At 36.4% G+C, this 14,132-nt stretch carries 15 protein-coding genes; 7 read left to right on the top strand and 8 right to left on the bottom strand.

The genetic code is table 11. The features are described from left to right. Positions 1 to 119 precede the first annotated feature (119 nt). The 8 genes from rfbD to EGX95_RS04945 all read right to left on the bottom strand — a co-directional run bounded on the left by rfbD (position 120) and on the right by EGX95_RS04945 (position 6,548). Complete coding sequence (gene rfbD, locus EGX95_RS04980; RefSeq protein WP_123805461.1) at positions 120 to 929, bottom strand: dTDP-4-dehydrorhamnose reductase; 810 nt, start codon at positions 927 to 929, stop codon at positions 120 to 122. 11 nt (positions 930 to 940) lie between these two features. Then, on the bottom strand, positions 941 to 1,909 hold the full coding sequence (gene rfbB / locus EGX95_RS04975) for a dTDP-glucose 4,6-dehydratase (RefSeq protein ID WP_001024158.1): 969 nt from the start codon (positions 1,907 to 1,909) through the stop codon (positions 941 to 943). Positions 1,910 to 1,924: 15 nt separating this feature from the next. Further along, on the bottom strand, positions 1,925 to 2,470 hold the full coding sequence (gene rfbC, locus EGX95_RS04970) for a dTDP-4-dehydrorhamnose 3,5-epimerase (protein ID WP_000451992.1): 546 nt from the start codon (positions 2,468 to 2,470) through the stop codon (positions 1,925 to 1,927). 8 nt (positions 2,471 to 2,478) lie between these two features. Continuing rightward, complete coding sequence (locus tag EGX95_RS04965) at positions 2,479 to 3,216, bottom strand: sugar phosphate nucleotidyltransferase (RefSeq protein ID WP_123805459.1); 738 nt, start codon at positions 3,214 to 3,216, stop codon at positions 2,479 to 2,481. 14 nt (positions 3,217 to 3,230) lie between these two features. Next, the gene (locus EGX95_RS04960; RefSeq protein WP_000654997.1) at positions 3,231 to 3,911 is read right to left on the bottom strand and encodes a glycosyltransferase family protein; all 681 of its coding nucleotides are present in this window, start codon (positions 3,909 to 3,911) and stop codon (positions 3,231 to 3,233) included. Positions 3,912 to 3,923: 12 nt separating this feature from the next. Then, complete coding sequence (locus EGX95_RS04955) at positions 3,924 to 4,610, bottom strand: glycosyltransferase family protein (RefSeq protein ID WP_001272381.1); 687 nt, start codon at positions 4,608 to 4,610, stop codon at positions 3,924 to 3,926. Continuing rightward, positions 4,607 to 5,296 carry a class I SAM-dependent methyltransferase gene (locus tag EGX95_RS04950; RefSeq protein ID WP_001087862.1) on the bottom strand — a complete coding sequence of 230 codons (690 nt, stop codon included), beginning with the start codon at positions 5,294 to 5,296 and terminating at the stop codon, positions 4,607 to 4,609. Before EGX95_RS04950 ends, EGX95_RS04955 begins: the two co-directional genes overlap by 4 nt. 151 nt (positions 5,297 to 5,447) lie before the next feature. Continuing rightward, the gene (locus EGX95_RS04945; protein ID WP_000932900.1) at positions 5,448 to 6,548 is read right to left on the bottom strand and encodes a glycosyltransferase; all 1,101 of its coding nucleotides are present in this window, start codon (positions 6,546 to 6,548) and stop codon (positions 5,448 to 5,450) included. 165 nt (positions 6,549 to 6,713) lie between these two features. Here EGX95_RS04945 and EGX95_RS04940 point away from each other — a divergent pair, with 165 nt between their 5' ends. The 7 genes from EGX95_RS04940 (at position 6,714) to EGX95_RS04910 (ending at position 14,111) form a co-directional block, all read left to right on the top strand. After that, entirely contained in the window at positions 6,714 to 7,601 is an 888-nt protein-coding gene (locus EGX95_RS04940; RefSeq protein ID WP_000069694.1) for a BclA C-terminal domain-containing protein, read from the top strand. Between the two features lie 122 nt (positions 7,602 to 7,723). After that, positions 7,724 to 8,569, top strand: coding sequence for a TylF/MycF family methyltransferase (locus EGX95_RS04935; RefSeq protein WP_000428846.1), 846 nt, complete (start codon positions 7,724 to 7,726; stop codon positions 8,567 to 8,569). Positions 8,570 to 8,705: 136 nt separating this feature from the next. Further along, positions 8,706 to 9,464 (top strand): class I SAM-dependent methyltransferase, encoded by a 759-nt coding sequence (locus tag EGX95_RS04930; protein WP_001004740.1) that lies wholly within the window; start codon positions 8,706 to 8,708, stop codon positions 9,462 to 9,464. Between the two features lie 6 nt (positions 9,465 to 9,470). Then, positions 9,471 to 10,406: a glycosyltransferase family 2 protein gene (locus EGX95_RS04925; protein ID WP_000427737.1), complete on the top strand. Its 936-nt coding sequence runs from the start codon at positions 9,471 to 9,473 to the stop codon at positions 10,404 to 10,406. 142 nt (positions 10,407 to 10,548) lie between these two features. Further along, a complete protein-coding gene (locus EGX95_RS04920) occupies positions 10,549 to 11,709 on the top strand; it encodes an FtsW/RodA/SpoVE family cell cycle protein (RefSeq protein ID WP_000655329.1) in 1,161 nt (386 codons plus the stop codon). A gap of 74 nt (positions 11,710 to 11,783) precedes the next feature. After that, positions 11,784 to 12,524 carry a bis(5'-nucleosyl)-tetraphosphatase PrpE gene (gene prpE, locus EGX95_RS04915; RefSeq protein WP_000872720.1) on the top strand — a complete coding sequence of 247 codons (741 nt, stop codon included), beginning with the start codon at positions 11,784 to 11,786 and terminating at the stop codon, positions 12,522 to 12,524. Positions 12,525 to 12,722: 198 nt separating this feature from the next. Beyond that, complete coding sequence (locus tag EGX95_RS04910) at positions 12,723 to 14,111, top strand: peptidase G2 autoproteolytic cleavage domain-containing protein (RefSeq protein WP_000730497.1); 1,389 nt, start codon at positions 12,723 to 12,725, stop codon at positions 14,109 to 14,111. Positions 14,112 to 14,132: the final 21 nt, after the last annotated feature.

Raw genomic sequence — 14,132 nt, 5'->3', positions numbered from 1 at the left:
TAGTACCTGATACTATAATTATAGTAACATAAAACCTCTTAAAGGCAAACAAAAAAGTCATTAACTTAAAATTGTTAATGACTTTTTGTTTCTATAAAAAAACGCTCTAATCCTTCTTCTCAAGAAGGCATTTGTAAAAAACCATTTAATCGCAGCATGTTATGTTGGAAAATAGAATATTTTGGTCTCGCTGCCGCCGATCCAAATTCTTCAGTTGAAACCGGTAATACATCCACTTTCATATTTGCATACGAAAATATTTTCTTTGCAAATTCAAACCAAGAACATGATCCTCTATTGGATACGTGATACGTACCGTATAAAGAAGTATGGATGAGCTTATTAATCATTATATTTAAATCCGCCACATACGTAGGAGAACCGATTTGATCCGCTACAACAGATACTTCTTCTCTTTCTTTCCCTAATCGCATCATCGTTTTCACAAAATTATTTCCATACTTACCATACAACCATGATGTACGAACGATAAAGTATTTATTATGTAACTCTTTGACGAACTGCTCTCCCGCATATTTAGAAGCCCCGTATATATTTATCGGCGCCGGATTATGAAATTCATCGTACCCCTCTGGTCTGTCGCCTTGAAATACATAATCCGTACTAATATAAACTAACTTCGCCCCAACTAATTGTGAAGCAACCGCTACATTTCGAGCCCCTATTGCATTTATTACATAAGCAAGATCTCGTTCTTTCTCAGCATGATCAACCTTCGTATACGCTGCACAATGAATAATTATATGTGGCCTTATTTTTTGTACCACTTGCTGCACTTGGGATATATTTGTTATATCTAGTAACTTTTTATCAAATGGATATATGTCATATTCTTCAGGATTTAACTCTTCTTGTAGTTGCTTTCCCAATTGACCATTTGCTCCTGTTATGATAATCCGTTCTTTCATTTATATGCCCCTTACTTTTTTAATGGTTTCCACCATTCCTCATTCTTCTCATACCATTGCACCGTTTCTTGTAACCCTTGCTCAAACGTATACTTCGGTTCCCAATCAAATTCATTCTTCATTTTCTCTGCATCAATCGCATAACGGCGGTCGTGTCCTAAACGATCTGTCACATATTCAATATCCTTTTCCGTTTTTCCTAAGAGAGTAATAATTTGTTCCACAACATCTATATTTGTTTTTTCATTATTTCCACCTATATTATATACTTCTCCTATACGTCCCTTATGCAAAACAACGTCAATCGCACGACAATGATCCGTTACATGTAACCAATCTCTTACATTTAATCCATCGCCATATAACGGTAATTTTTTTCCTTCGAGCGCATTCGTAACCATTAACGGAATTAATTTTTCAGGATATTGATACGGCCCGTAGTTATTGGAACAACGCGTTACTATAACTGGTAAGTGATATGTTTTATAATAAGATAAAGCTATCATATCGGCGCTCGCTTTGCTTGAAGAATATGGACTATTTGGAGCTAACGGGGTTTCCTCGGTAAATCGCCCTGTTTTTCCTAAAGAGCCATACACCTCATCCGTTGATACTTGCACGAGTTTAATATGCGGATATTTTTTTACTAATTCTAATAAGGTGACTGTCCCAATTACATTTGTATCATAAAAAGGAAGCGGATTTTCAATACTACGGTCCACATGTGATTCAGCTGCGAAATTGACAATGACTTGCACATCACGTTCCTTAATAACATGCTCCAGCAGCTCTCCATTTTGAATTTCACCTTTTACAAAATAGTAATTCGGATGATCTTGAATAGACTTTACATTATTTAAGTTTCCACTATATGTTAATGCATCCAAATTAATAATTTTATATGTTTCATAGCTTTGTAACATATAATGCACAAAATTACTTCCAATAAATCCGGCCCCACCTGTTACTAATATATTCATACACAACTCTCCTACTCAAAAACTATCTTCACATTCCTGAAGCGATGGTAATATTCGATCTTTATCAGACAAAATAGGGCTTGTTACCGGCCATGGAATTGCTAAGTCTTTATCATTCCAAAGTACCCCTGAGTCATGATTAGCACTATAATACTCATCTACTTTATACATAACAATAGTATGCGGGACAAGTGTACAAAAACCATGTGCAAATCCTTTTGGCACTAATAATTGCCGATGATTATCCGCGCTTAAAATATATCCTCTCCATTGTTTAAACGTTGGTGAATCTTTTCGCAAATCAACGATAACGTCATAAATTGCTCCTTGCATAACTTGAATAAGTTTCGTTTGTGCTTTCGGATTTTTTTGAAAGTGTAACCCCCGAATCGTTCCCGCTTCTGTCGAATACGAAACATTATCCTGTACAAATGAATACGTAACTCCTAATGTTTCTAGCACCTTCTTATTATAACTTTCAGTAAAAAAGCCACGCTCATCTCCAAATAACCTCGGTTCTAACAATTTTGCGTCGGTAAAGTTTGTTTCTATAACTTCCATATTCTCACCTATTCTCCGTTAAACTGTTTACCAAAGTTTATATCCCGCGCTAACATATTCGCCCTTTGAAGAGAAACATGAGTTCCTGCATCAGTCCACCAACCGCTCATTTCATTATAAGTAAGTACCTCACGTTTTAAATACCAATTATTGATATCTGTAATTTCAAGCTCTCCCCTTGCGGAAGGTTTTAATTCTTTTATATAAGAAAAGACTTTCGAATCATACAAATAAATTCCTGTGACTGCATAGGAACTTTTCGGCTCTTTCGGCTTTTCTTCAATTTCAATTATTTTGCCGTTTTGAATATTTGCTACGCCAAATCTCTCCGGATCATCTACAGATTGCAGCAGTACTTTCGCACCTTCTTTTTGATTTGCAAACTCTTCAACATACGGACGAATATCATCCGAAAAAATATTATCACCTAATATAACTACCATGCGATCATTCCCAACGAAATCTTCACAAAGCCCTAATGCTTGCGCAATTCCACCAGCCTTATCTTGCACACGATACCTAAAGGACACGCCAAACTCTTGACCGCTTCCTAAAAAACTAACAACATCTCCCATATGCTCTTTACCTGTAATAATCATAATATCTGTAATCTCGCATTGTTTCAGCTTATATACCGCATGATAAATCATTGGATAACGTCCAACAGGAAGCAAATGTTTATTCGTTACTTTCGTTATTGGGTATAACCTCGATCCAGTACCGCCTGCTAAAATAATCCCTTTCACTCTGCATCTCTCCCTTATGATGGAGATAATATATCTTTATACTGTTCTACAAACACTTTTCGATCTTTCTCATATGTATCCGCATCAAATTCATCTCCGTTATAATGAATACACCATAAATTTGATTGATTTGGGATACCAATTAAATAACCAGCCCTTTGAAACTCTAAAGACTGTGATACATCATAAAAGTGGAACCCTTGAAACAAATCTTCTCGCCACGGAATATCATACTGCGTTGCCATGAATAAGCCATCAATTGCCTGCACCGACATAAAAGATTGGCTTCCATAAAACCCCTGATCTAAATTTAATAGTTGATAATTCCGTCTTCTATACTCAATCACTTTCCCTACTAAATTTTTCCCTTCCCACCATATCCCGTTACTCGGTAAAAATTGGGCTCCAGCTACTCCAATTAAGCCGAGCTTTTCATTATCTTTAAACAGAGAAATAAGTGTATAAAACATCTCTCGATTAATAAGATAAGTGTCCTGATGTATATAAACCTTATACTTCGCGGGATATGAAAGCGCTCGGTTATATGCGCTTGCCATACTTTTCGCATCTCGTATCGGAAAAATTTGCACGACATAATCAGGGGGAACAAAAAGGTTTCTTATTTGTCTCTCGCATTGTTCAAATAGCTCTTCATTATTTACACAGACAACAACTAATATTGTACGATCCTTCATTTTGTAGCCCCTCTATTCGTCTTGATTTACATCTGACATATAGTTCTCCACAAATATCTTTCTATACTTGTCATAGTTGGTCATATTTACATCAATATGATAGTGAATGCACCACGCATCACGCTGTACAGGAACCCCAACTGTATAGCCAGCTTTTCTAAATTCAAATGACTGAGATACATCATAATAGTCAAACCCATCAAACAAGTCTTCTCGCCACGGAATATCGTATTGCGTTGCCATCAATAAACCGTCTATACATTCCACAGGCATAAATGTTTTTGACTCATGGTACGGTTGTTCTTGCGTTGCCATATAAAATAAATCGTTCATATAACCAATTACTTTCCCAACAACTCCCTTGCCTTCATTCCATATCCCGTTTGGAGGAACATACTGGGCTCCAATCATTCCAATCATTCCAAGATGTTCATGTTCGTTAAATAATTGAAGTAATCCGTATAAAAATGCCACATTCATAATGAAAACATCTTGGTGTATATATACTTTATATTTCGCTGGATGCGAAATCGCTTGATTATATCCGCTCGTCATACTTTTCGCATTCCGAATTGGCATAAATTGTACAATATATCCTGGAGGCACTGCCAATCTCAATATATGCCGTACACACTGTGCATACATTTTCCGATCATTTATACACGTAACAAATAATATTGTTTTTTCACCAGCACTCATAACTGTGATTTTTCTGCTTCAATAATATACTGAAATACGACCGTCTCAGCCATGAAGCCACTTCCAAGACGATATTTCTTACAAATTCCATATAACTCCTCAATTAACGGTTCATACACTTTATGATCAATATATACACGATCTACTTTACTAATCGAATATCCTGCTTTTAAAAACATTCGGAGCATTTCATTAAATGTAAAGAAACGAATATGCGTTTTATCTAATAAACCATATTCTGTATACGTCCAATTTCCAGCAAGTAACGGTGCTAATACTGAAATGTGAGCAACGTTTGGTATACTTGCTAAAATCACACCATTTTCTTTTATATATGGCTTTACTTTTTCTATTACAGCCCAAGGATCAAATAAATGCTCTAATACGTCACCAAATATAACGCAATCAAATTGCTCCTCCTCGTACGGCATATCCATTGTTTCTATATCGCCTAAAACGACATGATCTAGTTTTTCTTTTGCTTGTTCTGCCGCCTCTGGGAATGCCTCAATTCCAGATACACGTGTGCCATTTTCTTTTATGGCAGCTCCCAATGCACCACTCGAGCAACCGATATCAAGAACTTCTTTCCATTCCTTTTTTATATGCTTTAATAAATTCGGATTCACTGCATTATAATAATGCCCAGACTTTTCTTCGTATAAAGAATTTTTTGGGGAATTCATTTTACACACTCCTTATGCAAATTGAATTTGAAATATAAATCTCATTTAAAGTCTATAAATGTAACCTGTACTAGTTACATTGCCGATACTTTACTATATAGCCAATCTATTAGAGTTAGAATCGCGATGAGCCATTTCTAAAAAAAGCTGCCTATAACGATTTATATTGTTTATCAAAAACACTCCGAAAATATTTGCGGTTATATTCGATTGCAGCATTATTTGGAACATAAGCAGCCGCTAATTCGTTGTAATAATAAGCTTTGTCTTGATCTCCTAACTTGCTATAACAAATACACATTTGTAAATAGGGAAGCCATGTGTAGCTCGCTGGACTATGAAATGGACTCTCCGTCGCCATTGGTACTTCCGTTGCAAGTTTAAACCAAAATATCGCTTCGTTATATTTTTGTTGTTCCATATATATATATCCTATTCTTGTACAATTCTCCCCTCTAGGAACATCATATCGAAACGACTTCACGCAAGATTCAATTGCCTTTTCCCATGATCCAAGCTTTGCATAGCAATCTCCTAACTTACCACATGCATAAATTTTCTCTTCATACCATCCTTCATCTTGATTAAGAAATGTTTCATATAGCATAACTGCATCATCATATTTTTGGTTATCCATAGATTCATTAGCGTAATAAAATAAATCTCTCGGACTCAATTCTTCTCCTGCAGCTACAGCATTTTGAAAAATTTTCAAATTACGATTTGTTACCTTTTTTTCTTTTTTATGTGTAATAGCAACATTACTACTAAAAGTTTCACCAGAAATAGCTAAATACTCATGAACCTTTCCAAACCATTGAAATTGTTTTTCACGCTTTACAAGTCGATTTCTTTTTGTACAATATAAAGGTTTCCCGCTAGAATCCAATGCCAGATGATAAGGCATTGAAACAGCATCAATTTTAGGATCTAATTCTCTTTTTAAAAGTTTCAATGCTTCTTGAGCATCTTCTAATAATACGTCATCTGCATCTAGCCACAATATATACTCTTGCGTTGCTTTTGAAAAAGAAAAATTTCTTGCTGCTGCAAAATCATTAATCCATGGAAAGTCATATATGTTAGAGGTATATTGAGCTACAATTTCTTTCGTTCGATCAATGGAACCTGTATCAACTATAATAATTTCATCAACAATTTTTTCGACTGCATCTAAACATCGGCCTATTGTATCTTCCTCATCTCGAACAATCATACATAAACTAATTGTAATTCCTTGCTTGTTCAACATAATCACCCTCTTCCAAATCAATCATATGTTATACATACAATAAACTTTCCACTTTTTTAACTTGCACAAGCAGTTTAAGATTTCTTTTCAATAATTCAAATGTCCGTGTCATTTTCTTCCGGTTTTGCATCTACTATATAATGAACGCTTTATGGAGGTGAATTTATGTCAAATAATAATTATTCAGATGGATTGAATCCCGATGAATCTTTATCAGCTAGTGCATTTGATCCTAATCTTGTAGGACCAACATTACCACCAATACCACCGTTTACCCTTCCTACCGGACCAACTGGGCCGACTGGACCAACTGGGCCGACTGGGCCAACTGTACCAACTGGGCCGACTGGACCGACTGGACCGACTGGACCAACTGGGCCGACTGGGCCAACTGTACCAACTGGGCCGACTGGATCGACTGGACCAACTGGGCCGACTGGATCAACTGGACCAACTGGACCGACTGGGCCAACTGGTGACACTGGTGCTACCGGACCAACTGGGCCAACTGGTACTACTGGACCAACCGGGCCAACTGGTGACACTGGTACTACTGGACCGACTGGGCCAACTGGTGACACTGGTGCTACCGGACCAACTGGGCCAACTGGACCGACTGGACCGACTGGACCGACTGGACCATCAGGGCTAGGACTTCCAGCAGGATTGTATGCATTTAACTCCGCTGGGATTTCTTTGGATCTTGGACTTAATGCTCCTGTACCATTTAATACTGTTGGATCTCAGTTTGGTACAGCAATTTCTCAATTAGATGCTGATACTTTCGTAATTAGTGAAACTGGATTCTATAAAATCACTGTTATCGTATATACTGCAGCACTAAGTGTATTAGGTGGGCTTACAATCCAAGTAAATGGGGTATCTGTACCAGGTACTGGGGCTACTTTAATCTCAGTTGGAGCACCTATCGTTGTTCAAGCAATTACGCAAATTACGACAACTCCATCATTAGTTGAAGTAATTGTTACAGGGCTTGGATTATCATTAGCTCTTGGTACGAGTGCATCCATTATTATTGAAAAAATCGCTTAATTTTTTACTTAGCAGTAAAACTGATATCAGTTTTACTGCTTTTTCATTGGTAAATTCAATCATTAAATCCTTCTTTTCTACATAGTCATAATGTTGTATGACATTCTTCAGGAGGCACTTATATGGAAAATAAATCGGCTGTCCAGCTCTATCTCGAGTTATTAAAGAAAACAATTTTATTTGAAATATGGTTGGAATACGAACCATACTTACCTGCTTCGTTACATATATCTAAAGAACTATCATATGAACCCGTTACAGTTCCCCTTCCTTTATTTCTTAAGCAGTATATAGAAAATCACAATTTAAAAATCGTTAATCCTAACGTTTCAAACAATGAGCGTCAAGGTGGCAAGGATTGGCCAAGAGCTGCACATAGTATGGTTGGGCGAAAACGTATGAATCAATTACAAGAGGCGATGGAAACTGTAGTCAAGGAAAATATAGAAGGTGATTTTATTGAAACTGGTGTATGGCGCGGAGGATCATGCATTTTTATGAATGGGTTTTTACAAGCAAACAACATTAAGGATCGTACTGTATGGGTTGCCGATTCGTTTGAAGGTCTACCCGCACCTAACTTAGAACAATATCCGAAAGATTACGGTGATTATTTGCACACATTCGATTACTTACGAGTTTCTTTAGAAACAGTGCAAGAAAACTTTAGAAAATATGATTTATTAAATGATCAGGTGAAATTTTTAAAGGGTTGGTTTAAAGATACATTGCCTTCAGCACCGATAGAAAAAATTGCAATTGCACGCCTTGATGGTGATATGTATGAATCAACGATGGATAGTCTTGTAAATTTATACGATAAAGTTTCAATAGGTGGCTTTATTATTATTGATGATTATGGACTGATAACATGCGCAGAGGCTGTAACAGATTTCAGAAGTGAAAGAAACATAAAAACTCCTATGACTCAAATCGATGATTTCGGTATTTTTTGGAGAAAAGAATAGAACAAAAAAATATTTAGTTGAGGGGTACTATTATACTACTAATTCATGAAAACCAATCTTGTAATGAATAAAAGCAAAGCTCCCCTCAATATAAAGTAGAAATTTCCTACTTTACTATAAGAAAGGTGTGAATTTTTTGAACGAAAATGAGAAAAAAATCACATTAATCCCACCTCCAGAACTTGTTCAATATGTAGGTGGTCATTTTGAAGAAGTTGGAAAAGAGTTTATGCAGTATTTTATTGAAATTGGCAATTTAAAATCAAATGAAACAGTGTTAGATGTAGGCTGTGGTATCGGCCGGATGGCGGTTCCATTAATGAACTATTTTAGCGATGATGGTAATTATTATGGATTTGACTTATTTAATAAGGGAATTACATGGTGCAAAAATAACATTTCAACACGCCGTAACAATTTCCATTTTGAACATGTCGATATATATAACCAATTCTACAATCCCGATGGAAAAGAAGATGCTTCCCAATACAAGTTTCCATATGAAGATGAATCATTCGATTTTATTTTTTTAACGTCTGTATTTACCCATCTTCTTCCGAAAGAATTAGAACATTACGTACGCGAGATTGCACGAGTTCTGAAAAAAGATGGGAGATGTTTTATTACTTTCTTTTTAATTAATCCTGAATCTTCCTATTACTTAAATGCAGGACTAAGTCCGTTAGGTTTTTACCATCAAATTGACAATTGTTATGTTCTAAATAAAGATATCCCGAATTTCGCAGTTGCCTATCTTGAGGAAGATATTCGTACTCTATTAAATAAATATGGGCTAGAAATGCAGACTCCTCCCCATTATGGTTCATGGTGTGGCAGAACTGAACACACAAGTTATCAAGATATTATTCTTACACAGAAAATTTCTGAAAGGTAGTTGTATATGGAAAACATAAAAAATGTACCTCTCGTTTCCATCCTTATTCCTACCTATAATCGGCCACATTATTTTAAAATTGCTCTAGAAAGTGCATTAGCACAAACGTATTCAAATATTGAAATTATTGTAGGAGACGATAGCACAAATAATGAAACAGAAAAATTAATATACAGAGATTATTTACATAAGCATAAACATATAACGTACATTCGAAACCCCTCTACTTTAGGACAATTTCATAACGCCCTTATGCTTTTAGAACAATCAAATGGAGAGTACATAAATTTCTTAATGGACGATGATATATTTTATAATAATAAAATTGAAAAAATGATGTTTTATTTCCAAAAAGACTTAGATCAAAATCTCGCACTTATTACATCTTATCGTACTTGGATTAATGATGATGGAGAGATAATTGAACAACACCCCTCCATGAACAGATTATATGATGAAGATACTCTATTAAATGGGAAAGATCTTGGAAACCATATGCTTATACTAGGGCAAAATATTATTGGTGAACCTACGACTGTACTTTTTCGAAAACGCCTATTAACAGAACCTTTCGGTACTTTAAATGGTAGAAATTATAATTGTAGTGTGGATATGGCTTCTTGGATCAGTTTACTTTCCAAAGGTGATGCAATCTATATTACGGAACCTTTAAGTTCTTTCCGCCTTCATACGGGACAGCAAGTACATCACAAATACCTTGAAGGTTGCGAAGATTTTTCACATCTCGTTTTACATTCAAAAAAATATGGTTTTCTACAAGAGACTGACTATTACAAAACGAGTCTGTTAAAAGCTTGCGAATGGTATAAAAACGCTACAACATTTTATCAGCTATATCCAGAACTCATTCCAACGACCGATACACATACTCGCCTTTCTCATTGTTTGAATATAGTTACAAAAGAACTCCATGCAATCTAATCCATCACAAGGGGGAATTCCTTCCTTGTGATGTATGACTTCCCACAAATAGTGGAATAAATGTATGCATAGTCTGCTTGTATATTATTTTTATCATGACATGATCCATATACTTACTAGGCGATAGAAAGGAATACACACATTGAAAGATTCAAATTCTCAATATCAAATAGACTACGTATTGCTATTCATTTTATTTGCCATTGGGATTGTTAGTTGTTTCGCAATAGCAAGTGCACAAGCCTCTTTACCATCATTTTTACAACATGTAAATTTTGTATTAAAGCAAATCCAGTGGTACTTCATTGGATTCATAGCCATTGGTATCATTATGATTATCGATTTCGATCGTTATCAAAAAATTGCTTGGTATTTATATAGCTTTGCATTGGTACTACTTATTGGACTAGAATTTCAAGTACCAGGTGCCGTTACAATTAAAGGTGCGACCGCTTGGTACAGGCTCCCAGGCATCGGAAATTTCCAGCCTTCCGAAATTATGAAATTGTTTTTAATTATCGTCATCGGACGAATTATAGCTAATCATAATGAGAAATATTTTTACCGAACAATACAAGACGATTTTCTATTACTCGGAAAAATATGCGCAACAAGTTTGCCGCCATTACTACTGATTGCAAAGGAACCTGATTTAGGAAACACAATGGTAATTTCAGCTATGCTCGCAGCAATGATATTAGTTTCTGGTATACGTTGGCGTTTTATTTTCGGGTTAGCTTCCGGTATCTTTGCAGCTGGCGTTACATTAACATATATTTTTTTTACTCATACAAAATTCTTTAAAGCACACATTTTACAAGAATATCAATTAAATCGCTTCTACGGCTGGTTAGCTCCATACAAATATGATGCGCAAGGCTATCAATTAAGACAAGCTTTCTTAGCTACTGGATCAGGAGAAATGCAAGGAAAAGGTTGGGAAAATGGACAAGTATACTTTCCAGAACCACATACAGATTTTATTTTCACGAATGTCGCTGAGCAATTCGGATTTTTAGGCGCAAGCGTCATTATTGCACTTTTTTTCCTACTTATTTTCCGCATGATTCATATCGCTATAGAAAGTAATGACCCTTTCGGTAGTTACATCTGCGCTGGTACAATCGGAATGTTTACTTTTCAAGTATTTCAAAATATCGGGATGACAATCGGACTACTACCTATTACAGGAATCACATTACCCCTTATGAGCTACGGAGGAAGTTCCTTACTCACATACATGATAGCGATTGGATTTGTTTTAAATGTCCGCTCAAGAACGAAAATCTTTATGTTTAACTGAAGCACAAAAACCGTATATTTTTATCTCTATCCTTTTTTAGATATACTAATGAAAAATATGATGGAGGTTTAAATATGAAATATGACATTATAGGGGATATACATGGATGCTTACAAGAGTTTCAAAATTTAACAGAGAAGCTAGGGTATAACTGGAGTAGCGGTCTACCGGTTCACCCTGATCAACGCAAACTTGCATTTGTTGGTGATATTACAGATCGCGGCCCTCATTCATTACGTATGATTGAAATTGTATGGGAACTTGTCATACATAAAAAAGTAGCTTACTACGCTCCGGGAAATCACTGTAATAAACTATATCGATTTTTCCTTGGACGTAATGTGACAATCGCTCATGGACTCGAAACAACTGTTGCTGAATATGAAGCACTGCCTTCTCATAAACAAAACATGATAAAAGAAAAGTTCATCACACTTTACGAGCAATCCCCTTTATATCACGTACTCGATGAGAAAAGGTTACTCGTGTGTCACGCCGGCATTCGGCAAGATTACATAGGAAGACAAGATAAAAAAGTACAAACCTTTGTATTGTATGGCGATATCACTGGAGAAAAACATGCTGACGGCTCACCTGTCCGCCGCGACTGGGCGAAGGAGTATAAAGGAACAACTTGGATTGTATATGGACATACACCCGTAAAAGAACCTCGCTTTGTAAATCATACAGTCAATATTGATACTGGCGCTGTATTTGGTGGTAAACTAACTGGGCTACGTTATCCTGAAATGGAGATTGTTTCCGTTCCTTCCTCCCTGCCTTTTGTCCCTGAGAAATTCCGCCCAATTTCATAACTCATATGTAAGGATTACCGTACCTTTTAGGCGTCTCTCATATAAAGTGAAACTTTAATCAGCCCTCACCAATCCCACTTTAATGGGCAGCCCGCCCATTAAAGTGGGATAAAAATTGGGTAAAGTCATTAAAAAAAGATGCAATAAAGTGCATCTTTTTTTAATGACACGGCATATACTGTCGCAGGAGGTGACAGAATGAAGAAAAAATCTTCTAAACAAAAAAGAAAATGCCCGCCTTTTTATCTGCCCATGTACGGAATTAACAACTGGTGCAGCATTCGAGCTGCAGCTGTAGAAGAACTGGAAGAACAAGAGGCTTCCACAAAAAACAAAGATAGACCAAAATATGTCTCATTACAGAATGCTGTAATGAGCCGCATAATTGATAATAGAAAAGCAAAGATGCAGCAAAAAAATAAACCTCTCTCTACTCATATTGAACAGATTGTGCCTTCTGAGCAAGTAGAGAAGAATACAGAAGAAAACAGCCCTGTAGCAATAAATAAAAAAGCGGAAGCAGAAATTCCAGCTGCTATTATAAATCAAGTAAAAAAAATTAAAGAAGCATTAGTACCATCAGGTGATATACAAACAGAAAAAACGATTATCATTCAGACCCCTACATCTGAAAATAAAAAAGTAAAAAAAGATGGGCGGTATGCATATGCAGAGGGTCTTCACTCTCATGCAGAGGGTACAGCTTCACATGCAGAAGGACTTCTGACACATGCAAAAGGTTCTTTCTCTCATGCAGAAGGATCAAAAACAAAAGCAACTGGACATAGTTCCCATAGTGAAGGAAGTGAAACGACAGCAGGTGGCTCCTATTCTCATGCGGAAGGTAAACATACAATCGCTTTAGGCGAAGCAGCACATGCAGAAGGAACCGCGACTATCGCTAACGGATTCTCTTCTCATGCGGAAGGTAATCATACATCAACAGCTCATTTTGCAGGTAGCCATATTATGGGGCGCTTCGGCACAGCAGATGAATCTTATTCTTGGTTTATTGCAAACGGCACAAATGAAACCGATCATAATATCGGTGCAAAGTGGCTTGCTCATAATGGAGAAATGTATATTGAGGGCGCTTCTTACAATGCAAGCGGAACTGATTTTGCACAAATGTTTGAAACAGTAGACAATACTTTTATTGATGTAGGTTACTTCGTTACATTTAGTAGCGAAGAAAAAATTCGAATCGCTACTTCAAACGATTCATTCATCTTAGGAATATCTAGTGCCACCCCCGCTCTTATAGGAAATAGCGGTGCTTTAAGTTGGCAAAAACGCTATAAAACAGATAGCTTCGGAAAACGTCAATATGTACGTACGGAATCGCAAGACATACAACCTCTTTTAAATACAGAATGGGATCCAGCTTGCAAATATATAGCAAGAAAAGACCGTAACGAGTGGCTTCCTGTCGGATTAATTGGACAAATGTTAGTACGTGATGACGGTACTTGCGAAACGCATGGATATTGTCGTCCAAATAACGATGGCATTGCTACAAAATCTGAAAGTGGCTTTTTCGTTATAAAGCGCACGGGCGACAATCAAATTTTAATATTATTCCGCTAAGAAAAAGGGAACAAAATTCTT

Source organism: Bacillus sp. FDAARGOS_527 (assembly GCF_003812125.1).
Lineage (GTDB): Bacteria > Bacillota > Bacilli > Bacillales > Bacillaceae_G > Bacillus_A > Bacillus_A paranthracis.
This window is presented reverse-complemented; position numbering and strand designations above follow the sequence as displayed.

Excerpts from the sequence above, each read along its gene's own strand:
- rfbD (WP_123805461.1), bottom strand. The coding sequence starts at position 929 with ATGAAAGAACGGATTATCATAACAGGAGCAAATGGTCAATTGGGAAAG.
- EGX95_RS04910 (WP_000730497.1), top strand. The coding sequence starts at position 12,723 with ATGAAGAAAAAATCTTCTAAACAAAAAAGAAAATGCCCGCCTTTTTAT.
- prpE (WP_000872720.1), top strand. The coding sequence starts at position 11,784 with ATGAAATATGACATTATAGGGGATATACATGGATGCTTACAAGAGTTT.
- EGX95_RS04940 (WP_000069694.1), top strand. The coding sequence starts at position 6,714 with ATGTCAAATAATAATTATTCAGATGGATTGAATCCCGATGAATCTTTA.
- EGX95_RS04925 (WP_000427737.1), top strand. The coding sequence starts at position 9,471 with ATGGAAAACATAAAAAATGTACCTCTCGTTTCCATCCTTATTCCTACC.
- EGX95_RS04945 (WP_000932900.1), bottom strand. The coding sequence starts at position 6,548 with ATGTTGAACAAGCAAGGAATTACAATTAGTTTATGTATGATTGTTCGA.
- EGX95_RS04950 (WP_001087862.1), bottom strand. The coding sequence starts at position 5,296 with ATGAATTCCCCAAAAAATTCTTTATACGAAGAAAAGTCTGGGCATTAT.
- EGX95_RS04960 (WP_000654997.1), bottom strand. The coding sequence starts at position 3,911 with ATGAAGGATCGTACAATATTAGTTGTTGTCTGTGTAAATAATGAAGAG.
- EGX95_RS04955 (WP_001272381.1), bottom strand. The coding sequence starts at position 4,610 with ATGAGTGCTGGTGAAAAAACAATATTATTTGTTACGTGTATAAATGAT.
- EGX95_RS04935 (WP_000428846.1), top strand. The coding sequence starts at position 7,724 with ATGGAAAATAAATCGGCTGTCCAGCTCTATCTCGAGTTATTAAAGAAA.
- rfbC (WP_000451992.1), bottom strand. The coding sequence starts at position 2,470 with ATGGAAGTTATAGAAACAAACTTTACCGACGCAAAATTGTTAGAACCG.
- rfbB (WP_001024158.1), bottom strand. The coding sequence starts at position 1,909 with ATGAATATATTAGTAACAGGTGGGGCCGGATTTATTGGAAGTAATTTT.